This window comes from Anaeromicropila herbilytica, assembly GCF_016591975.1.
Lineage (GTDB): Bacteria > Bacillota > Clostridia > Lachnospirales > Lachnospiraceae > Anaeromicropila > Anaeromicropila herbilytica.
This window is the reverse complement of the sequence record NZ_AP024169.1, coordinates 2,900,588-2,921,993: the sequence shown is the minus strand read 5'-3', so window position 1 is coordinate 2,921,993 and position 21,406 is coordinate 2,900,588. Positions and strand designations below refer to the sequence as shown.

Genomic DNA, 21,406 nt, shown 5'->3' with positions numbered 1-21,406 from the left:
CGGTTGTTTGATGTAATTTTAGATGGGATAAAGAGTATAGTAAAATCGAGACTTTTTGTATTAGTAGTAATTTATCTTTTTGGATTTGGAATATTAATTAGTAGAATATTTAATCTTCAAATTGTTAATGGCGAGAAATATGAAAAAGATAGTGCGTTTAAATCTACTAAAAATATAGAGATGAAAGGCACTAGAGGAAATATATATGATCGAAATGGTAAATTATTAGCTTACAATGAACTTTCATACGCTGTCTCTATCGAAGACTCTGACAAATTAAAAAAAGCTGAAGATAAAAATAAAATGATTAATCAATTAATAAAGTTAATTGAACAAAATGGAAGTTCTATCGTAAATAACTTCAATATTGAAATGGATGATAACGGAAAATTATCCTTTAAAGTCAAAGGAAATGCGTTAACAAGATTTAAAAAGGATGTATATTCAAGTGAAGATTTAACCAAAGATCAAATGAAAGCAACTGCTGAGGATGTGTTTAATTATTTAAGATATGGTAAAGATGGTAGTTCAAACTTTAATATATCAAAGGAATATAGTACAGAAGAAGCACTTAAGATTATGGCAGTACGATATGCAATCTTTATGAATCGTTATCAACAATATATGGCAGTTACAATAGCTACAGATGTAAATGAAAAGACAGTATCAGCCATTAAAGAGAATAATGAGGAAATGCCTGGGGTTGATATCATCGAAGAGTCAACTAGAAAATATGTGGATAGTAAGTATTTTGCACATATCCTGGGTTATACAGGATTTGCCTCAGAGAGTGATTTGGATACTTTAGGTAAAAGTTATAATTCAACAGATCAAGTTGGTAAATCAGGCGTTGAAAAAGAATACGAATCATATCTTCGTGGAAATAAAGGATATCAAAAAGTAACCGTTGATGATACGGGAAAGATTCTTAATGTGGATAGTACTAAAAAATCAACTATTGGAAACGATGTGTATTTGACGATTGATAAAGATCTGACGATTGCATCTTATAAATTATTAGAAAAAAAAATCTGTGATATATTGGTATCTAAAATAGTAAATAGCACAAGTACAGGTTCAAAGGGTAAATCAGCAGACAATATAACAATACCAATCTATGATGTTTACTATGCCTTATTAAACAATAATATTATTGATATTAATCATTTCACACAAAAAGATGCTACTTCTTTAGAAAAATCAGTATATCAAAAATTTGTTTCAAAACAAAAATCTTCAATTGCTGAGTTGAAAACTTTATTAGCAATTAACAGTAAGACTAAGAATTCAGATGTATCAGATGATATGGGAGATTTACTTGATTTTGTATACCAAACGTTATCAAGTGAAGGAATTCTATTGAAAAAGAATATTGACGAGAATGATGATGTTTATAAAAAATATATTGCTGGTAAAACGAGTTTAAGTGAATTTATCCAACATGCAATATCAAGTAATTGGATTGATTTATCTGTTTTAAATTTGGGAGATAAGTACTATAATTCCGATGAGATATATAATAAACTGATTAATTATGTCTTGAATTTACTACAAGACAATAGCAAATTTAACAAAAAAATATACCATATATTGGTATATTCATATAAATTATCAGGAACTGAAATTTGTCTTTTATTATATGATCAAGGTGTGTTAAAATATGATAAGAAAGAAGTTGATATGCTAAAGAAAAATGGTTCTTATTATGCATATAATTTTATCATTAAAAAACTCAAAAAACTTGAGATTACACCCGCACAATTAGCATTAGAACCATGTTCAGGTTCTGTTGTTATTACTGATGTAAATACTGGTACTGTGTTAGCACTAGTGTCTTATCCTAGTTATGATAATAATAGAATGGCAAATACAGTTGATGCTAAGTATTACGCAAAGCTATCCACTGATTTATCTTCACCGTTTTTGAATCGTCCTACTCAAGCTTCTAATGCACCTGGATCTACATTCAAGATGATATCTACAGTTACGGGGTTGGAAGAAGGTGTTATTACACCAACGGAAAAGATTAAAGATCTTGGAGAATTTACGAAAATTAAACCATATAAACATTGTTGGGCATGGCCAAATCATACGCATGGATCGATTGATGTATCCGATGCAATTAGAGATTCTTGTAACTATTTCTTCTATGAAGTTGGTTATCGACTAAGTCAATCTTCAACGAATAAATATATAAGTGATCTAGGTATTAAAAAGTTTCAAAAGTATGCTAAGATGTTCGGCCTTGATAAAAAATCGGGAATTGAAATTCAAGAAAGCAAGCCACATGTTTCTGATACAGATGCAGTAGCAACAGCAATTGGTCAGGGTACTAATAACTTTGCACCAATTCAAATCTCGAGATATCTCACTACAGTTGCAAATAGTGGAACTTGCTATAATCTAACCTTATTAGATAAGATTATAGATTATAATGGAAAAACCATTGTTACAAATAAAGCAAAAGTACACAATAATGTAGAGATTAAGCAATCAACTTGGGATAGTGTTCACAGTGGTATGTACAAAGTAGTTAATGCACCAACCAATAATAATAGGCAATATTTTAAAGATCTTAAAGTTGAAGTTGCAGGTAAAACAGGAACTGCTCAATTAGCTAAAACTCATCCAAACCATGCTTTGTTTGTATCGTATGCACCTTTTGATAAGCCGGAAATATCAATGACTGTTGTCATACCAAATGGTTATACATCTGCTAATGCGGTACAATTAGCAAGTAAAATTTATAAATATAAATTCAACAAGACTAGTTTGAAAGATTTGCTTAGTGATAGCAGTAAAACATCTGGTCCTTCAGGTGTTACAGATTAGATTTTGAAACTAAATGACTAAGGAGATATATATGAAGAATTCAGTTATGATAAAAGGAAATAAATATGGTATCGTCGTAGTTCTTGATAGTGAATTGGATTTTGAAGAATTAAAATCTGATATAGCTGAAAAATTCAAAGATTCAGCAAAGTTCTTTAATAAAGCTGAGATGGCTTTAAGTTTTGAAGGTAGAGAATTAACTAATGAAGAACAAAGAGAAATACTGGATATCATTTCTGAGAATTCTGAACTTCGAGTTGTATGCATTGTTGATAATGATAAAGAAAGAGAAGAAATGTTTAAGAAGAGTCTTGAACAAAAATTAATGGAATTGTCCACGAACACTGGACAATTCTATAAAGGAAATTTAAGATCTGGACAAGTTCTTGAAGTTGAGACAAGTATTATTATCATTGGAGATGTTAAGCCAGGAGCAAGAGTTGTATCAAAGGGGAATGTTATAATCATAGGTTCATTAAAAGGTACCGTTTTTGCTGGTGCAACTGGAAATGAGAATTCATTTGTTGTTGCTCTTGATATGTCACCAATGCAGATAAGAATAGGTGATATAATTGCAAGGTCTCCAGATAAGCCTTTAAAAGAGGAGAAAAAGGAAGCGAAAATTGCTTTTATGGAGAATGGTAATATCTATATTGAACCAATAAGCAAAGAAGTAATGAATGATATTAGTTTATAGAATTATTAACTTAGAGAATTAGTTAATAAATATAAATTTATAAAAATATTATTTCAAATTACAACATTTTTGTGTTACAGTATTAATGAATATTTTTTATTATTTAATAAGCAAATTACAATAATGAAACAAGTAGATATTGACTTCTTGTACAGATGGAATATTGTAGAAATATAAGAAAAGCTTGGAGGAAAGATAATGGGAGAAGTAATAGTAGTCACATCAGGTAAGGGCGGTGTTGGCAAGACAACCACAACAGCTAACGTTGGAACAGGGTTAGCAAAATTAAATAAGAAAGTAGTACTTATCGATACAGATATAGGTCTAAGAAATCTTGATGTTGTAATGGGATTAGAAAATCGAATTGTTTATAATTTAGTTGATGTCGTAGAAGGCAACTGTAGAATAAAGCAAGCATTAATTAAAGATAAGAGATATCCTAATCTATCTTTATTACCATCAGCTCAGACGAGAGATAAGTCAGCAGTTACACCAGAGCAGATGATGAAATTATCAGACGAATTACGTGAAGAATTCGATTACATACTAATGGACTGTCCTGCAGGTATTGAACAAGGATTTAAGAATGCAATCGCTGGTGCGGATAGAGCATTAGTTGTAACAACTCCAGAAGTTTCTGCAATTCGTGATGCTGATCGTATCATTGGTTTATTAGAAGCGAATGAAATGAAGCAGACACATCTAATTGTTAACCGTATTCGTATGGATATGGTAAAACGCGGAGATATGATGTCAATCGATGACGTTGTTGAAATCTTAGCGGTAGATTTAATTGGAGCAATTCCTGATGATGAGAATATTGTTATTTCAACAAATCAAGGGGAACCTTTAGTTGGGTCAGATACTTTAGCTGGTAAAGCTTATATGAATATTTGTAACAGAATTCTTGGAGAAGATGTTCCTTTACTAGATTTGAACATTAAGAGTGGGTTGTTTAATAAATTAGCAAACTTATTAAAGAAAAATTAGGGAGGTAACATCATGGGTTTAGCAGATTTTTTTAAACGTAAATCTTCCGGAAACGTTGCAAAAGATAGATTAAAACTTGTTCTTGTTTCTGACCGAGCCAATTGCAGTCCAGAAATTATGGAACAGATTAAAAATGATATTATAGCTGTTCTTTCAAAATATGTTGAAATTGATTCCGATGGCCTTGATATTAAAATTGGGCAAACAGAATCAGAAGGAAATAATGGATCTGTTCCTGCTCTATTTGCAAATATACCAATCAAGGACCTTAAATCACCTAAAAATTAAGGAAGTATTTAGATGTTCAAATTAAAACAATATGATTTTAGACGATATGATTATTTTTTAGTAATTTTGGTAATTATTTTAAGTGTATCAAGTGTATTTTTTATACATTGCGTAGACGTGGCTGATGGTACAACAGATAATGCAACGAAGCAAATCTTTGGCTTAGTATTGGGTATTTTTATAGTAGCGATTGTATCTGTAATTGATTATAATTTTGTTATTCGCTTTATGTGGCCAATGTATGCAATTAATCTTGTGTTATTAATCTTAGTAAGATTAATTGGTGTTAGCTCACATGGTGCAAAAAGATGGTTGAATGTTGGGGTTCAGATTCAACCATCTGAATTAAGTAAAATTATAATGATTATTTGTATGGCAGGACTGATGTCCTATTTCCATGAAAAAATTAATAAATTATCATCATTTTTAATCATTTCTATTGCAATGGGAATACCAACATTTTTAATTCTAATTCAAACCAATCTATCAACGAGTATTGTAATGGCATATATTTTTGTGTCTATGCTTTTTGTAGCAGGGTTAAGTTATCGAGTCATAGCTCCGATATTAATAATATTAGTACCTGCAGTTGCTGGTTTTTTTTGGTACATCCAGCAACCATTTCAAGTTTTACTAAAAGAATATCAACTGGATCGTGTCATTGGATTCTTAAATCCAGAAAAATACTCAAGCTCAATAATGTACCAACAGAGTAATGCAGTTCAAGCTGTTGGTTCAGGAAAGTTATATGGAAAGATTTTTGAAAATGGAGTAAAAATAAAAGGAAGTAATTATGTATCAGAAGCGCATAATGATTTTATTTTTTCTGTTATTGGAGAAGAAGCAGGATTTATTGGTGGGTGTGTTATTATAGCTTTATTAGCTATTTTGATATTTAAATGTATGATGATTGCTAAGAACGCAAAGGATATTAGTGGCAAGCTAATTGCTACAGGCGTATCTTCTATGTTTATGATTCAAGTTTTTGTTAACATAGGAGTTGTTACTTCTATCTTGCCAAATACAGGTTTACCATTGCCATTTGTCAGTTATGGTCTTAGTTCGCTACTCAGTAGTATGTTGGGTATTGGATTAGTGTTAAATGTAAGTTTACAAAGAAAAAGAATATAAGGGGGTAGATAATATGAACATTGGATTAATTGCTCATGATGCAAAGAAAAAATTAATGCAGAATTTTACAATTGCATATCGTGGAGTATTAAGTAAAAATGAGTTATATGCTACTGGAACGACTGGAAGATTAATCGAAGAAGTGACCAATTTGAATGTTCATAAATACCTTGCTGGCCACTTAGGTGGAGAACAACAGCTTGGAGCGCAAATTGAACATAATCAAATTGATTTAGTTATATTCTTAAGAGATCCATTGACACCGAAGTCACATGAACCAGATGTAAATAATGTAGTACAACTTTGCGATACACATAATATTCCTTTAGCTACAAATTTAGCAACTGCAGAGTTGTTAATCAAAGCTCTGGATCGTGGTGATTTAGAGTGGAGAGAAATATTTAAAGGTTAAAGAAGTATGGGTATATCCTAGAATCTTAAGGAATAATATTATGAAAAATAGACGCTTAATTTTAACAATAGTAACATTATCGATAATGTTACTATTTGTTGCATGTAATAAGAAAGATGATGCATTGCTTTCTTATCAGAAAGAAAACAATAATGTTGTAATGGATTATGAATTATCTTCATCAGGTATTACATCATCAGATAGTTTTTCGAAAAATCTATGTGTGATACCAGTTGATTATAAATCGCAACAAGATAATATTCTTACTTCAGAATCATCGTTAATTGTAAATTCAACTGAGAATCAGGTTATTTATTCAAAGAACATATATGAAAAGCTATATCCTGCGAGTATTACCAAAATAGTAACTGCATTAGTTACTTTAAAGTATGGTAACTTAGACGATATGGTAACAATTAGTCATAATGCATCACATATAACTGAACCAGGAGCAAAACTATGTGGTTTCAAAGAAGGAGACCAGATTAAATTAAAAGATTTACTAACTTCTCTTTTAGTCTATTCAGGTAACGATGCTGGAGTTGCTGTTGCAGAACATATTGGTGGAAGTGTAGAGAAATTTGCTGATATGATGAATGAAGAAGTTAAGAAATTAGGTGCTGTGAATTCACATTTTGTAAATCCACATGGATTGCATGATGATAATCATTATACTACTGCTTATGACTTATATCTTGTATTTCATGAATTGATTAAAAATGATGTCTTTCTTGATATCATTCATAAAGAAAGATTTAAAGCTGAATATTATGATGTTAAAGGTAATAAGGTATCAAAAGTATTTGTAAGTACGGATCGTTATTTAAAAGGGACAGCTACTGTTAAAGCAGGAATTACAGTAATTGGAGGAAAAACTGGTACTACTGAAAAAGCAGGGTCCTGTTTGATACTCTATAGTAAGGATAAAAAAGAGAATGATTATATATCAGTAGTTTTAAAAGCAGCATCAGGTAATGATTTATTTTATCAGATGAGCCATTTGTTGGACTTAATACCAGTAAAATAATAAATGAAATTATCAAAAAAATCCTTTGTTTTATCATTATAGAAATGACTGAAACAAAGGATTTTTTTATTTTTACATAATAAAAACTATAGATACAAAATTAGTCTTCATTTCTTATTCTACCAAAATAACTAAATGCATATAATCCACAGATTCCAATAACGGAATATATAATTCTTGAGATTATAGTCATATCTCCAAATACTACTCTTACTAAATCAAAATTTAAAAAGCCAATTAGACCCCAATTGATTGCGCCAATTATAATTAGTACGAGTCCGATATAATCTAGTGTCTTCATACAATTACCTCCTTTATCCATTCTATTGGTTATATTATTTCCAAATAAATTATTTATATTCATATTAGAATTAATGTAGGAAAAAATTGAATAAAATATAAGATAATTTTATCTTTAAATCATAATTTACAAATTTATATCAAAAATTATCCATATGTTTTCATCTTTTTGTATAAAAATAATAAAATAGGGGTTTAAAAAACATATAAGAATCAGTATAATGGAGTAAGCGAAGTATCGTTACAGATTAGCTTTAAATATTACTAATGATTTTTGGAAGGCAATATATGTATAATAAATATTCGGATTATTTAAAAAAACAGTACGGTGAAAAAGTTTATAAACTACCAATAAATTTACCGATTTCATGTCCAAATAGAAAAAATGGGACAGGCTGCACGTTCTGTGCAGAGGTTGGCACTGGTTTTGAATCAAAATCATCTACTAAAACGGTATTAGAGCAATTAAGAGAGAATAAAGACTATATTCAGAATAAATATCATGCTAATAAATTCATTGCTTATTTTCAGAATTATACTAATACGTATATGCCAATTGAGCAATTTAAAAAATATATATTAGAAGCAACAGAATGTGAAGATATTGTAGAAATATCCATATCAACGAGACCAGATTGTGTTTCAGATGAATATCTACAGTTCTTGGCAACAGTGAAAGAAAAATATCAGATTCATATAAATATAGAATTAGGACTACAAACAGTAAATTATCATACTTTAGATCAGATTCAAAGAGGACATGGATTAGCAGAATTCATTGATGCGGTTCTTAGAATTAAGACATATAATTTTACAACATGTGTACATGTAATATTGAATTTACCTAATGATACAATCAGAGATGCGATAGAAACAAGTAAAATCTTATCCGTTTTACCAGTTCAAATTGTAAAATTACATTCTTTATATATACCTAAGAATACAGTAATGGCTAAAGAATATTTATCAGGAAGTATCAAGATATGTAGCAAAGAAGAATATCTAAGAAGGTTAAAAGAGTTCATAGAGTATCTTAGAAATGACATTGTTATTGAAAGATTATTCAGTCGAATCCCAAAGGAGGATGCATGCTTTAGCAATTGGGATACAAGTTGGTGGAAGTTAAAAGACGAATTTGAATCTATGATGGAAGAAGAGAATGGCTATCAAGGAAAAAAATATAATTACACCAATGGTTCTAGTTTATACAAGGGAGGCTTTTAAATATGGCCAAAAGAAACAGTAAAGTTGCCAAATATAGAAAACCAAAACAACCCAAAATGGGACTTATTATTTTTGGTATTATTTTTTTCTATGTAGTTATAAATATAATAATCTATATGAACAAAGAGCATTTATCCATTTACGAAGTTGCCGAAGGCCAGAATGTTGATGATAATACCTGCAAAGGAATTATTTTAAGAAACGAAGAAGTCGTAAATACAGATACTTCAGGCTATGTAAATTATTATTACCGTGATGGTGAGAGAATAGCAAAAAAAGCTACTGTATATACCATTGATGAGACTGGAAAAGTGTATGAACAGCTCATGAATAGTGAAAATGAAACAAAACTAACAAATGAGGATATAGAAACAATTCGTAATCAAATTGCTACATTTAAAAATGATTATTCAAAGAGCCAATTTAGTAATGTATATGATTTTAAATATGATATTGAAAATTCTATATTAGAATTATCAAACCTTAATATGTTAAGTAACCTACAAGATATCATGAGTAGCAATGGTGATGAATCTTTTCGAGTTGTGAAAGCAAATAATAGCGGAATCATTACATATTTTGTTGATTCATATGAAAATCTAAAAGCTGAAGACATTACGAAGGAATCTTTTGATACATCAAAATATAAAAAATTACAACTTAGAACAACTGATTTACTTGAAAAAGGTAGTCCAGTATATAAAGTTGTACGTAATGAAAATTGGTCTATCGTTATTAATTTGACTAAAGAACAATATGATAAAGTATCTAATAAAGAACAAATCAATATTACTTTCCCAAAGGATAATTTATCAACTTATGCAGATATTACAACATTTAAAAAATCAAATGAATATTATGCTAAATTAGATCTAAATAAATATATGATACATTATATTGACGATCGATTCATTGATGTGGAGTTAAATATTAATTCTGCTACTGGCTTGAAAATACCTGTTACTTCTGTTGTTAAGAAAAAATTCTATAAAATTCCATTAGAGTATTTTACAGAGGGTGGTGATACAGGAAGCTACGGAGTTGTAAAAGAAGTTTACAGTAAAAATGGTGATGTTAAATATCAGTTTATAAAGACGGAAATATATTATAAAGATGATAAATATGGATATGTAGATACAAATGATATTAAAGCAGGTGGTTGGATTAAAGCCACCAATACAAAGGAACGATATGAAGTATCTGAAACTGGAACACTTGAGGGTGCTTATAATGTAAATAAAGGTTATGCAGTATTTCGTCGAATTGAAAAAATATATGAGAATGAAGAGTATTGTATTATTAAAAATGATACAGAATATGGATTATCTGTATATGACCATATTGCATTAAATGGCGATAAAGCTACTGACCAGCATATTATTTACTAAATCAAATAGAGAGGAAGTTATATTATATATGATAAAAGATAACTTACGTGAAGTGGAGGAAAGAATACAATCTGCATGCGAACGGGTAGAAAGAAATAGAAGAGATGTCACTTTAATTGCTGTAAGTAAGACAAAACCTATTTCAATGATAGAAGAAGTTATGAAAGAAGGAATTATTGATTTTGGTGAGAATAAAGTACAAGAGCTAAATCAAAAATGCGAAGAGATAAAAACGGAACTAAATTGGCATCTCATAGGGCATTTACAAAGAAATAAAGTGAAATACATCATAGATAAAGTATCTTTAATTCACTCAGTTGATTCATTAAGATTAGCCATTCAAATAGATGAAGAAGCAAAAAAAGTAAATCGAATTGTACCTGTATTAATTGAAGTTAACGTCGCTAAGGAAGAGACAAAATATGGTGTTGCAGTTGAAGATACATTAAGCTTAATAGAAGAAATATCAAAACTAAATTATATTAAAATAAAAGGCCTTATGACAATAGCACCATATGTGGAGAATCCAGAAGAAAATCGAGAACATTTTCGAAATTTACGTAAATTATCTGTTGACATCAAAAGTAAAAACATTGATAATGTTGATATGGATATATTATCAATGGGAATGACGAATGATTATCAAGTTGCTATAGAAGAAGGCGCCACAATGGTTAGAGTTGGCACAGGAATATTCGGAGAACGAGAGTATAATAAAGGAGAGTAATAAGATGGCAAATATAGTAAAGAATTTTTTGGGGTACTTAAAGCTTGCAGATGATGATGAGTATGATGATTACTTAGATGAGATGGATGAAGTAGAAGAAAGACAAGTCAAGGAAGAAAAAAAGGTTACGCCTGTAAGAAATTCATTTGCTTCTACATCTAGAAGGTCAGAAGACGAAGATAGAAGTACAGATATTAAGAGAGAAAAAGTAACAAGAACAGAGAGAACATCAAGCAATAAAATAGTACCAATTAGAACTACAACAAGAGGGCTAGAAGTATGTATTATGAAACCTACTTCATTTGATGATTCAAAAGATATCTGTGATATGCTAATCTCTGGAAGAGCAGCAGTGGTGAACTTAGAGGGATTTGATGTAGATGTTGCTCAAAGAATTATGGACTTTATTTCTGGATCTGTATATTCAATTAATGGTAAACTTCATCAGATTTCAAATTATATTTTTATTGTATCACCAGACAATGTGGATATTTCTGGAGACTACCTAGATTTACTACCAGATGCAGGATTTGAAGTGCCAACATTAAATAGGGAATTTTAAAAATGGGTTCTTTAATTACTAATGCATTATATATTTTTTTTGTAGTACTTGAAATAATATTGTTTACTTACATTATTATTTCTTGGCTACCTTTAAGCCCTAAAATTAAAAACATTTGTTTGACATTGGTGGATCCAATGCTTGAACCAATAAGATATTTTCTAAATCATTCAATATTTAAGACTAGAAATATCGATTTTGCACCAATTATAGCATTTATCATTATTTCATATTTACAACAGTTTTTTGCATCATAATTGGAGATACCATGAGAATTGAAAAAGAAGAAGTTTTATTCGAAAAACGCATAAAAGAATTAGCCCAGAGTGCATATAATAGGGGAATCTGTACATACACGGATTTTCTGAATATCAATGAAATAAGTTTGTTCTATCGTTATATATCTTATTTACCAAAAATATCATATCAATTATACGGTGGTTATGAAGATGCAGAGCGAAGAATCTTATGTTTTTATTCTGATGATTCTTATCTTTTGCCGGAATTTCCTATACATTGTATTAGGATTCTACCGCTTAATCAGAAATTTAGTGATGTATTATCGCATAGAGATTTTCTGGGCGCAGTACTTAACTTAGGAATTGAACGAAGCAAAATCGGAGATATTCTTATAAAGGAAAATGAAGGTTATTTGTTCTGCAATAATAAGATAAGTTCATTTATTATTGATAATTTAAATAAAGTAAAACACACTACGATTCGTTGTGAGCTAGCAAATATATTAGAATTTGAGGTAAAGCCAACTTTAAAAGAAATTACTGGAACGGTGAGTTCTTTAAGGATAGATTCTATTCTGTCAGTTGCGCTTAATACATCAAGAAGCAGTATAACGAGTTTAATTGTTGGTGGCAAGGTATTTGTAAATAGTAGATTAACGATATCGAATAGCTATCAGTTAAAAGAAAATGACATTGTTTCAGTAAGAGGATACGGAAAATTCATATATCAAGAAACGGTCACTCAGACGAAAAAAGGGCGTTTTTATATTAGATTACAAAAGTATATTTAGGAGGTACCTATGTTAACACCAATAGAAATACAAAATAGATCATTTAAATCGGGAATTGGCTATGATAAGAAGGATGTAGAAGCTTTCTTTAAGGATGTAGCGAAAAACTATGAAAAATTGTATAAAGAAAATGTAGAGTTAAATGATAAAATGGGAGTTCTGAACGAAGGCATTCAATATTATAAATCAATTGAGAAAACACTCCAAAAAGCGCTTGTATTAGCTGAAAGAACATCGGATGAAACCAAAGAAACTGCATTACAAAAGGCAAAAGCAATTGAACAAGAGGCTCAAATTAAAGCTAAAAGTATGTTAATGGAAGCAGAGAAGAGTCTTGATGACATAAATCTTAAAATAATTGAACTTATTAGACAATATGATATGTATAAAGCTCAATTTAAGCAGTTAGCAACAACTCAAATTGAAATATTAAATAGTGATAGCTTTCAACTTGAAATTGCTAATTTAAATACCTTTATTAAAAAATCTGAGTCAAGTAATGGGCAAGAAAACAGTAAGTCTCAAATGGTTACAGATGATACTGCGCTAGAGGAGAATTCTGTTCAAGCTTCAAGGGATGATTTATTAGATGAGGTAATACCTAAAGTTACACATAATACAACGAAGGCACATAATAAAAATGAATCAAAAAGTCAAGATGATTGCTTTGAATATATAGAGGTTGAAGATTAATAAATTAGCAGAGGACTTATGTTGATGATACATAAGTCTTTCTATTTATTTAATCAGAATTACAAATATTTGGACTTGTTTATTTAGGAGGTCTATAATTTCATTAACATTAGGAGGAGTAATATGGGTTATAAAATAAATGTACATTATGAAGAAAAGCCATGTTATGATATTATAATCAAAGAAAGTTATGATTATTTAATAGATGAATTGAATAAATTAGACATTAAGAATAGAAAATTATGTATAGTCTCAGATTCGACTGTTGGCAAGTACTATCTTGAAGAATTAAGTGATAGAATAAAAGAATCTACAAGCATCATTGAAAGCTTTGTATTTCAAGCAGGAGAAGAAAATAAAAATCTAAATACAGTACAAAATGTTTATGAGTATTTAATTGAAAAACAGTTTGATCGTAATGATATTCTTGTAGCCTTAGGAGGCGGAGTTGTAGGAGATCTAACAGGTTTCGCTGCAGCGACTTATTTACGTGGAATTCGTTTTGTACAGGTTCCAACCTCATTGTTATCCATGGTTGATAGTAGTATTGGTGGCAAGACAGGAGTAGATTTTAATGCTTATAAGAATATGGTAGGTGCCTTTCATCAGCCTAAATTAGTATATATGAATGTTAGTGTATTAAAAACATTAACAGATATTCAGTATTTTTCAGGATATGGTGAGATTATTAAGCATGGACTAATTAAGGATAAAGAGTATTTTAAATGGTTAAAAGAAAATACCATGTTATTAAAAATACGAGATACGAATACTTTAGAAGAAACAATTTATAGAAGTTGTCTTATAAAAAAAGAAGTTGTTGAAAAGGACCCAACCGAAAAAGGGGATAGAGCTTTACTTAATTTTGGACACACTTTGGGTCATGCAATTGAAAAATTAATGAATTTCACGTTATTACATGGTGAATGTGTTGCAATTGGAATGGCAGCGGCAGCGCATCTTTCCTATAATAAGGGATATCTTACTAAGGAAGAATTAACAGATATTCTAGAGACAATTCACGAGTTTGAATTGCCTACTACAGTATCTAATCTAGATCCTAACGATATTGTAAAAGCATCAAAAAATGATAAGAAAATGGAAGCAGGCAAGATTAAATTTATCCTATTAAATGGTATTGGTAATGCTATTATTGATGATACTATTACAGATGAGGATATGTTAAAGGCCTTATCCATGATTATTAAATAAGAACTTGGAGCAGCGAGGAGATTGGATGAAACGCTTAAAATTAATTTTTGGTTTATTAGGAGTCACTCTATTAGTAGTAATTGATCAAATTACTAAAATTATTGCAAAGAGTAGTTTGGAGAATTCAGATGGTATTCCTATTATAAAAGGGATATTTCGCTTAGAATATATAGAGAATACTGGTGCGGCATTTGGTATTATGAAAGACAAATATATAGTATTCGTATTATTAACAGTACTGGTATTAGTTTTTATAGCCTTCTTTTATAATAAAGTACCGAATACAAAAAAATATATTCCGATGCACATAGTTTTAGTTTGCATATCTGCGGGTGCAATAGGAAATATGATAGACCGTATATTACATAATTATGTAATTGACTTTTTATATTTTGAACTCATTAATTTCCCGGTATTTAACGTAGCAGATTGTTATGTAACGGTATCTGCGTTTGCATTAATTTTATTATTTTTATTTTATTATAAAGAAGAGGACTTTGAATTTATTAGTCGCAAAAAGAAGATTGAACAATAATTAATCCCAAAATATAATGGAAAGATGATAGATTTATGAATATGCAGAACAATGATTTGTTGTTACAGAATGAAGATGTACTGATAGAGAACGAAGAAGATGTAAAATTAGATGATAATGAATATATTGAAATTATCGTGGACGAAGCAAATAAAGGTATTCGAATTGATAAATTAATTGCAAATATTAGAACAGAGCTTTCTCGTTCCTATATACAAAAATTAATAAAAGATAATTCTGTTTATGTAAATAATCAACCTGTAAAGTCAAATTATAAAGCGGTTGTAGCAGATACGATTACTATAAATATACCTGAATTAACAGAACTTAATATTGAACCAGAAGATATTAAACTTGATATTATTTATGAAGACAGTGATATTATTCTCATTAATAAGCCTAAGGGAATGGTTGTGCATCCATCTGCAGGTCATTATTCAGGAACTTTAGTGAATGCACTTATGTATCATTGTAAAGATGAACTTTCGGGCATAAATGGTGTATTAAGACCAGGAATTGTGCATCGAATTGATATGAATACAACAGGAATTCTTATTGTATGTAAAAATGATCATGCACATACATTTATAGCAGAACAGCTTAAAGTACATTCCATTACTCGTAAGTATAACGCACTAGTATATGGTAATATAAAAGAAGATGGAAAAGTAGATGCTCCAATTGGAAGACATCCAATTGAGAGAAAAAAGATGGCAATCAATAGAGTGAATGGAAAAAGAGCAGTGACACATTATAAAGTTCTTGAGAATCTAGGAAACAAGTTTGCTCATGTGGAGTGTTCATTGGAAACGGGAAGAACTCATCAGATTCGCGTACATTTAAGTAGTATACATCATCCACTAGTAGGAGATGATGTTTACGGTCCTTCAAAGGATAGTTTTCATATACAAGGACAGGCTCTTCATGCTAGAGTATTAGGGTTTATTCATCCATCGACCAGGGAATATATGGAATTTGAAGCTCCAATACCAGAATATTTTAATGAATTACTTGATAAATTAAAAAAGAAATAACTAAATTATATAGATACTATTCTGCCACTTGTCTAGATTTATCATACGATATTCTATTGATTTCTATTGTGGTAGAATAGCAATTAGTAAAAAACATAGGATATAATAGAGGTGGATACAGTGCAACGAAAAGTATTTCAAAATATGATAAGATGGAAAGATGGTAATGAAAACAAACCATTATTGTTGGTTGGTCCAAAGTGTGTAGGCAAAACATATCTTGCAAATGAATTTGGCAAAACATATTACAAAAGAATTATTTATATTAATTTTGAAAATCAACCAGAAATGATAGAATTATTTAAAAAAGATATTGATACGACTACTGATATAAATAAAATATTGAAAAATATTTCTAATACTTTTGATTTCCAGGAAGAAGAATTTAGTGACAATTCTCCAGTTCTATTTATCTTTGATGAGATAACTTTTCTGCCATTCTATTCTGAGATTATTGAATTATTTCAGAACAGCGATATGACATTACCTGTCATATTAATTTCAAGTACCCCTAATGATTTCTTTGATAATAACATTGATGCAAATCGTAAATATATGATTCTTCATATATTCTCATTTGATTTTGAAGAATTTTTAATAGCAATTGGATACACATGGTATGCCGATGTAATACGAGAGCATTATAACACAAATAAAAAATTACCTAGTATTGTACATAATGAATTGCTGTCCCTATTTGAATTATATCTTAAAATAGGTGGAATGCCTCTTGCAATTAACGAATATTTAATCAATAAGAATACGAATAACATAAGAGAAGTACATCGTATTATATCTGATTTTTGTATCAATACGTTAAATACAGGAAATGATGATAGTTTATTATTAAAAATCAGACATGTAATATCAAGTATTCATAAACAATTGGAGAAAGAAAATAAGAAATTTCAATATCGTCTTATTCGAAAAGGCGTAACTAAGAAATTGTATCAAGATGCTATTAATCAAATTATTAATTCAAATCTAGCAATTAAATGTAGCAAGCTTATACAATACTCTAAAGATATAATTCAAGCTGATCAGGATGCATTTAAGCTATATCACATGGACGTTGGAATATTGAATTCTAATGGGAACGAATTGGATCAATCATTTCGTAAAGGTGTTTTTGAAAATTATATTGCACAATCACTAGTTAGTAATGGATATGAACCCTATTTTTGGGAATCTAATTCCCAAGCTAAAATTGACTTTGTTATTCAAAAAAATCAATTGTTGTTGCCAATTGAAGTTAAAGTGGATAATAATACAAGATCAAAAAGTCTAAGTATATTTCATTCTTTTTTTAATACAAAGAATAGTATTAAAGTATCAACAAGAAATTTTGAATTTAGTAACCATGTAAAGTACATTCCTATCTATGCAGTTTTCTGTATATGAGACAGTTTTAAAGAACTCTGTTTAGCAGTATGTTTCTAGAATGATATAATTGACGATGGGATTTTTCTAGTACAGTAGTACTCTAAAGGTGAGGATTAAGATCTGAATTACTAGCTTACATTCGTAGTAATTGTCTACTCACAGATTAGTAGTGTGAATAGAAAAAAATCATACTACATAAGTAGAATGAACAAATGAGGTGGATGATATGTCTGAGATACATTTACATGATGGAGAATTAAATGTAATGGAATTGCTTTGGTCAAACAGAGTCTTAGCTGCAAAGGATATCGCTAAAATTATTAAGGAATACATAGGGTGGGAGAAAAATACTACTTATACCGTGATTAAAAGATTAATTGATAAAGGTGCAATTAAGAGGGAAGATCCGGGTTTTATGTGCCGAGCTCTTGTTTCTAAAAGAATGATACAAAATATTGAAACCAAGGAATTCATCGCTCGATTTTATAATAATTCTTTAAGTACTTTTTTCACTGAATACTTAAAAAATCAATCCTTATCTACTGCTGAGATATTAGAACTTGAGCGTATCATAGCTGAAAATAAAATGTAAATAGAAACTAAGTAATGTACAATCTAAAAGGAGAAATATTCGAATGAAGAAAGATATTAAATTAATTGGATTAGATTTAGATGGAACTGTGTTTAATAATAATAAAATTATTTCAACACGAACCAAGAAAGCAATTGAAAATGCAATACAAAAAGGTGTTGTTGTATTGCCATCAACCGGGAGACCATTCAGTGGTGTACCACATGATTTCATGAATATAAATGGTGTGAAATATGTACTAACTTCTAATGGAGCTGTGATTCGGGATCTACATAGTGAAGAAATTATTTATCAAGATTTGATGGATGTTGACTTATCATTAAGAATCGTTAATGCAGTATCGGATTATAATAGTTTATTAGAAGTATATATTGAAGGTAGGGGATATTCTGATAATAACGCTTTAAAATCAGCAATATCCTATATAAAGGATGATGCTTTAGCTGATTATATTATTAAAAGCAGAATTGGTATCGATGATCTTAGTGATTTTGTTCAAAGTGAGAATAAGGCTATAGAAAAAATCCATCTTTTATTCTCAGATTTAAGTGAGAAAGAAAGGGTAATGGAGGTATTAATGAAGTTCGATGATGAAATTGTGATTACATCTGCAATGCCAAATAATATAGAGATAAATAAAAAAACAGTGAATAAAGGAAATGGTCTGCTTGCTTTAGGAAAATTGTTGGGAATTAAGAGAGAACAGATTATGGCATGTGGAGATGGTGGTAATGACATCGAGATGATTAAAGCAGTAGGCTTTGGTGTAGCTATGGGAAATGCCATAGAAGAAGTAAAAGAAGTGGCTGATTATGTTACGTTAACAAATGAAGATGATGGTGTTGCATACGCAATTGAACAATTCGTGTTATAATTATAAAGGTTCGTTCATAAAATTTTCTATAATTATATTCTATTGATGATAGTTTACTGATAGGTGTATTTTATTGGTATAAAATGTGCATAATATATTTTATTAATCTAGGTAATAAATACAATTGACAAAAATAATGGATGGGTTATAATGTTAATAACTGGAAGAAAATATATTTATTCCCCAATAAATATTCACATGCGACTTATAATTCGACCTTTCTGTTAAGACTGACTAGTTTATGTATTTATTTTAAGATTTCCAGTTACTTAAAGTAGTTATACATAGGTAACTATCAACGAATACTAATTATAGAAAGTGAGACAATGCTATGAAGGATATGAAAGAATTTCCAAAATTTATGAAAAACGAACAAAACAAAATTGATAGCACATTAACACTGGAAAAGGACAAGGATGGCTATTTTTTTGAAGGAAAAGATGGTGTTCAAATGGTTATTTGGACTTATCTTAAAGATACAAGTACAGATGACCACATTCATCGTTTTGATGAGTATATTGCATGTGTAAAAGGTAAATACACACTGATTATTAATGGTGAAGAGATAGTATTGAACCCAGGGGATGAATATCACATTCCTGCAAATACATTACACAAGAGTGAAAGTAAAATGGGTACAAGAACTATTCATGCGTTTGATGGTAAAAGATATAATAAACTACATCATGTATTTAATAATTATTTCAAATCTTTATAATTTATTAAATATCAATCCCAAAGCAATTACTACATTCATATAAGACCATCTGCATTCCTTTTTTATATGTGTTTTATTTAAGAGCTTTTTAGTTTTTACAAACAATTTAAAAAAGGGATAGCATAACATCATAGAATAATTAGCGAAAGAGTTGACATTTATTAATAAATAACTACAATAATATATAAAGGCAATTAATCGGTACGATTCGATATTGTTATTATAATTAACAAGTCAATCATTTGAACTCTTGTTCAGGTGGTTGACTTGTTAATGTTTATAAGGATATATATAAACAACTCGTTTCTTACCAATATACTAAATATAGAAAGGCATGAATAGAAAGATGTATAAACAACAAATTGAAGAATATTTTTCAAAACATAAAAAGGAGCTCCTTGAGGACATAGGAAAGTTAATAGCAGTTCAAAGTGATAGGTCAGAAGCAAAGCCAGGGATGCCATTTGGTAAGGGGCCAGCTAAAGCCTTAGAGCTCGCCTTGAATATTGCAAAAGAAAAAGGTTTAATAACTAAGAATTATGAAAATTATGTTGGAACAGTGGATGTAAATGATAAAGAGACTGAGCTTGGTATTCTTGCACATCTTGATGTGGTGCCAGCAGGTACAGGATGGACAACTAATCCGTATGAAATGGTAGAGAAGAGTGGAAAAATATATGGAAGAGGAACTGCTGATGATAAAGGACCTGCAGTTGCAGCACTTTATGCGTTAAAAGCAGTAAAAGATCTAAATATTCCACTTAGTAAAAATGTTAGATTAATATTAGGAACCGATGAAGAATGTGGTAGTAATGATATTGCTTATTATTTTAGCAAAGAAAAAGTTCCACCTAAGACTTTTTCACCAGATGGAGAATATCCAGTCATTAATATCGAAAAAGGTAGCTTTAGAAGTAGTTTTACTGGAAGATATCAAAAGAATGAATCATTGCCAAGAATCATATCCATTAATGGTGGGTTAAAGCAAAATATGGTGCCTAAACTATGTGAAGCTGTTATTGAAGGGTTTACATTATTAGAAGTTGAAGATTATATAAAACCAGTTGCAAAACAATTGAAGGTAAAATATGAACTATTAGAAAGTAATCAAGAAGTGCATATCACAATTGAAGGAAATAGTGCACATGGTTCTACACCAGAACTTGGGAATAATCCAATCACTGCAATGTTAACAATATTATCAGGAATGTCATTCGCAAAATCAGAAGGATTCAATCGCATCTGCTCAGTGAATAAATTGTATCCTCATGGTGATTTTTATGGAGAAGCATTAGGGATTAATATGTCAGATGATGAATCTGGAAAATTAACGATAGGGCTAAATATCTTTGAGTACAACGAAGAAAGCCTAAAGGGAAGCTTTGACTGCAGATCTCCATTATGCGCGAATGACGATAATGTAGTAAGCGTTATGGAAATGAATATGATTCGAGAAGGGTTATTCTTAGAAATTGAGAAGATGAATCCTCCTCATTATGTGGATAAAAATTCAGAATTAGTACAAAATCTATTAAAGGTATATGAAGATTATACTGGTAAAGAAGGTCAATGCCTAGCTATCGGGGGTGGCACTTATGTCCATCATATTGAAGGCGGAGTATGTTTCGGCTGTTCTATGCCAGGAACAGATAATCATATGCATAGTTCAGATGAGTTTGCAGTGATTGATGAATTAATGCTAAGTGCTAAAATGTTTACACAGATTATTATTGATATTTGTGCATAATTAGGAGAAC

General features: G+C 29.9%; 23 protein-coding genes. 22 read left to right on the top strand and 1 reads right to left on the bottom strand.

Annotation, left to right across the window (positions count from 1 at the left end; all coding sequences use genetic code 11):
- Positions 1-3: 3 nt before the first annotated feature.
- The 7 genes from bsdtb5_RS12655 to bsdtb5_RS12625 all read left to right on the top strand — a co-directional run bounded on the left by bsdtb5_RS12655 (position 4) and on the right by bsdtb5_RS12625 (position 7,377).
- Positions 4-2,832, top strand: coding sequence for a penicillin-binding transpeptidase domain-containing protein (locus tag bsdtb5_RS12655; protein WP_271712349.1), 2,829 nt, complete (start codon positions 4-6; stop codon positions 2,830-2,832).
- Between the two features lie 31 nt (positions 2,833-2,863).
- A complete protein-coding gene (gene minC, locus bsdtb5_RS12650; protein ID WP_271712348.1) occupies positions 2,864-3,529 on the top strand; it encodes a septum site-determining protein MinC in 666 nt (221 codons plus the stop codon).
- Between the two features lie 198 nt (positions 3,530-3,727).
- Positions 3,728-4,519, top strand: a complete 792-nt coding sequence (gene minD / locus bsdtb5_RS12645) for a septum site-determining protein MinD (protein ID WP_271712347.1) — start codon at positions 3,728-3,730, stop codon at positions 4,517-4,519.
- A gap of 12 nt (positions 4,520-4,531) precedes the next feature.
- Positions 4,532-4,807, top strand: coding sequence for a cell division topological specificity factor MinE (gene minE / locus bsdtb5_RS12640; protein WP_271712346.1), 276 nt, complete (start codon positions 4,532-4,534; stop codon positions 4,805-4,807).
- Between the two features lie 12 nt (positions 4,808-4,819).
- A complete protein-coding gene (locus tag bsdtb5_RS12635) occupies positions 4,820-5,938 on the top strand; it encodes an FtsW/RodA/SpoVE family cell cycle protein (RefSeq protein ID WP_271712345.1) in 1,119 nt (372 codons plus the stop codon).
- A 13-nt stretch (positions 5,939-5,951) separates the two neighbouring features.
- On the top strand, positions 5,952-6,350 hold the full coding sequence (gene mgsA, locus bsdtb5_RS12630) for a methylglyoxal synthase (RefSeq protein WP_271712344.1): 399 nt from the start codon (positions 5,952-5,954) through the stop codon (positions 6,348-6,350).
- 40 nt (positions 6,351-6,390) lie between these two features.
- Complete coding sequence (locus tag bsdtb5_RS12625) at positions 6,391-7,377, top strand: D-alanyl-D-alanine carboxypeptidase family protein (RefSeq protein ID WP_271712343.1); 987 nt, start codon at positions 6,391-6,393, stop codon at positions 7,375-7,377.
- A 100-nt stretch (positions 7,378-7,477) separates the two neighbouring features.
- On the opposite strand, the gene bsdtb5_RS12620 is transcribed toward bsdtb5_RS12625, so the two are convergent.
- On the bottom strand, positions 7,478-7,678 hold the full coding sequence (locus bsdtb5_RS12620) for a DUF378 domain-containing protein (protein ID WP_271712342.1): 201 nt from the start codon (positions 7,676-7,678) through the stop codon (positions 7,478-7,480).
- 287 nt (positions 7,679-7,965) lie between these two features.
- On the opposite strand from bsdtb5_RS12620, the gene bsdtb5_RS12615 reads away from it, so the two are divergent.
- The 15 genes from bsdtb5_RS12615 to pepV all read left to right on the top strand — a co-directional run bounded on the left by bsdtb5_RS12615 (position 7,966) and on the right by pepV (position 21,396).
- Positions 7,966-8,901, top strand: a complete 936-nt coding sequence (locus bsdtb5_RS12615) for a TIGR01212 family radical SAM protein (RefSeq protein ID WP_271712341.1) — start codon at positions 7,966-7,968, stop codon at positions 8,899-8,901.
- Between the two features lie 2 nt (positions 8,902-8,903).
- Positions 8,904-10,289 (top strand): HlyD family efflux transporter periplasmic adaptor subunit, encoded by a 1,386-nt coding sequence (locus tag bsdtb5_RS12610; protein ID WP_271712340.1) that lies wholly within the window; start codon positions 8,904-8,906, stop codon positions 10,287-10,289.
- Between the two features lie 28 nt (positions 10,290-10,317).
- Positions 10,318-11,016 carry a YggS family pyridoxal phosphate-dependent enzyme gene (locus bsdtb5_RS12605; protein WP_271712339.1) on the top strand — a complete coding sequence of 233 codons (699 nt, stop codon included), beginning with the start codon at positions 10,318-10,320 and terminating at the stop codon, positions 11,014-11,016.
- A gap of 4 nt (positions 11,017-11,020) precedes the next feature.
- Positions 11,021-11,578, top strand: a complete 558-nt coding sequence (locus bsdtb5_RS12600; RefSeq protein ID WP_271712338.1) for a cell division protein SepF — start codon at positions 11,021-11,023, stop codon at positions 11,576-11,578.
- A gap of 2 nt (positions 11,579-11,580) precedes the next feature.
- Complete coding sequence (locus tag bsdtb5_RS21960) at positions 11,581-11,835, top strand: YggT family protein (protein ID WP_408628600.1); 255 nt, start codon at positions 11,581-11,583, stop codon at positions 11,833-11,835.
- 11 nt (positions 11,836-11,846) lie between these two features.
- The gene (locus bsdtb5_RS12595; RefSeq protein WP_271712337.1) at positions 11,847-12,608 is read left to right on the top strand and encodes a YlmH family RNA-binding protein; all 762 of its coding nucleotides are present in this window, start codon (positions 11,847-11,849) and stop codon (positions 12,606-12,608) included.
- A gap of 9 nt (positions 12,609-12,617) precedes the next feature.
- Positions 12,618-13,301, top strand: a complete 684-nt coding sequence (locus bsdtb5_RS12590; RefSeq protein ID WP_271712336.1) for a DivIVA domain-containing protein — start codon at positions 12,618-12,620, stop codon at positions 13,299-13,301.
- A 123-nt stretch (positions 13,302-13,424) separates the two neighbouring features.
- On the top strand, positions 13,425-14,513 hold the full coding sequence (gene aroB, locus bsdtb5_RS12585) for a 3-dehydroquinate synthase (RefSeq protein WP_271712335.1): 1,089 nt from the start codon (positions 13,425-13,427) through the stop codon (positions 14,511-14,513).
- Positions 14,514-14,538: 25 nt separating this feature from the next.
- Positions 14,539-15,048 carry a signal peptidase II gene (gene lspA / locus bsdtb5_RS12580; RefSeq protein WP_271712334.1) on the top strand — a complete coding sequence of 170 codons (510 nt, stop codon included), beginning with the start codon at positions 14,539-14,541 and terminating at the stop codon, positions 15,046-15,048.
- Positions 15,049-15,083: 35 nt separating this feature from the next.
- Positions 15,084-16,082: an RluA family pseudouridine synthase gene (locus bsdtb5_RS12575; RefSeq protein ID WP_271712333.1), complete on the top strand. Its 999-nt coding sequence runs from the start codon at positions 15,084-15,086 to the stop codon at positions 16,080-16,082.
- Between the two features lie 120 nt (positions 16,083-16,202).
- Positions 16,203-17,483, top strand: coding sequence for an ATP-binding protein (locus bsdtb5_RS12570; protein ID WP_271712332.1), 1,281 nt, complete (start codon positions 16,203-16,205; stop codon positions 17,481-17,483).
- Between the two features lie 208 nt (positions 17,484-17,691).
- Entirely contained in the window at positions 17,692-18,057 is a 366-nt protein-coding gene (locus bsdtb5_RS12565; protein WP_271712331.1) for a BlaI/MecI/CopY family transcriptional regulator, read from the top strand.
- Positions 18,058-18,100: 43 nt separating this feature from the next.
- Entirely contained in the window at positions 18,101-18,931 is an 831-nt protein-coding gene (locus tag bsdtb5_RS12560) for a Cof-type HAD-IIB family hydrolase (RefSeq protein ID WP_271712330.1), read from the top strand.
- A gap of 331 nt (positions 18,932-19,262) precedes the next feature.
- Entirely contained in the window at positions 19,263-19,649 is a 387-nt protein-coding gene (locus bsdtb5_RS12555) for a cupin domain-containing protein (RefSeq protein WP_271712329.1), read from the top strand.
- 346 nt (positions 19,650-19,995) lie between these two features.
- On the top strand, positions 19,996-21,396 hold the full coding sequence (gene pepV / locus bsdtb5_RS12550; protein ID WP_271716097.1) for a dipeptidase PepV: 1,401 nt from the start codon (positions 19,996-19,998) through the stop codon (positions 21,394-21,396).
- Positions 21,397-21,406: the final 10 nt, after the last annotated feature.

Bases quoted from the DNA above. Each gene is read 5' to 3' on its own strand.
- bsdtb5_RS12565 (WP_271712331.1), top strand. From the start codon at position 17,692: ATGTCTGAGATACATTTACATGATGGAGAATTAAATGTAATGGAATTG.
- bsdtb5_RS12605 (WP_271712339.1), top strand. From the start codon at position 10,318: ATGATAAAAGATAACTTACGTGAAGTGGAGGAAAGAATACAATCTGCA.
- bsdtb5_RS12560 (WP_271712330.1), top strand. From the start codon at position 18,101: ATGAAGAAAGATATTAAATTAATTGGATTAGATTTAGATGGAACTGTG.
- bsdtb5_RS12635 (WP_271712345.1), top strand. From the start codon at position 4,820: ATGTTCAAATTAAAACAATATGATTTTAGACGATATGATTATTTTTTA.
- bsdtb5_RS12590 (WP_271712336.1), top strand. From the start codon at position 12,618: ATGTTAACACCAATAGAAATACAAAATAGATCATTTAAATCGGGAATT.
- bsdtb5_RS12625 (WP_271712343.1), top strand. From the start codon at position 6,391: ATGAAAAATAGACGCTTAATTTTAACAATAGTAACATTATCGATAATG.
- bsdtb5_RS12615 (WP_271712341.1), top strand. From the start codon at position 7,966: ATGTATAATAAATATTCGGATTATTTAAAAAAACAGTACGGTGAAAAA.
- bsdtb5_RS12600 (WP_271712338.1), top strand. From the start codon at position 11,021: ATGGCAAATATAGTAAAGAATTTTTTGGGGTACTTAAAGCTTGCAGAT.
- bsdtb5_RS12610 (WP_271712340.1), top strand. From the start codon at position 8,904: ATGGCCAAAAGAAACAGTAAAGTTGCCAAATATAGAAAACCAAAACAA.
- mgsA (WP_271712344.1), top strand. From the start codon at position 5,952: ATGAACATTGGATTAATTGCTCATGATGCAAAGAAAAAATTAATGCAG.
- bsdtb5_RS21960 (WP_408628600.1), top strand. From the start codon at position 11,581: ATGGGTTCTTTAATTACTAATGCATTATATATTTTTTTTGTAGTACTT.
- minD (WP_271712347.1), top strand. From the start codon at position 3,728: ATGGGAGAAGTAATAGTAGTCACATCAGGTAAGGGCGGTGTTGGCAAG.
- pepV (WP_271716097.1), top strand. From the start codon at position 19,996: ATGTATAAACAACAAATTGAAGAATATTTTTCAAAACATAAAAAGGAG.
- bsdtb5_RS12575 (WP_271712333.1), top strand. From the start codon at position 15,084: ATGAATATGCAGAACAATGATTTGTTGTTACAGAATGAAGATGTACTG.
- minE (WP_271712346.1), top strand. From the start codon at position 4,532: ATGGGTTTAGCAGATTTTTTTAAACGTAAATCTTCCGGAAACGTTGCA.
- minC (WP_271712348.1), top strand. From the start codon at position 2,864: ATGAAGAATTCAGTTATGATAAAAGGAAATAAATATGGTATCGTCGTA.
- bsdtb5_RS12555 (WP_271712329.1), top strand. From the start codon at position 19,263: ATGAAGGATATGAAAGAATTTCCAAAATTTATGAAAAACGAACAAAAC.
- bsdtb5_RS12595 (WP_271712337.1), top strand. From the start codon at position 11,847: ATGAGAATTGAAAAAGAAGAAGTTTTATTCGAAAAACGCATAAAAGAA.
- lspA (WP_271712334.1), top strand. From the start codon at position 14,539: ATGAAACGCTTAAAATTAATTTTTGGTTTATTAGGAGTCACTCTATTA.
- aroB (WP_271712335.1), top strand. From the start codon at position 13,425: ATGGGTTATAAAATAAATGTACATTATGAAGAAAAGCCATGTTATGAT.
- bsdtb5_RS12620 (WP_271712342.1), bottom strand. From the start codon at position 7,678: ATGAAGACACTAGATTATATCGGACTCGTACTAATTATAATTGGCGCA.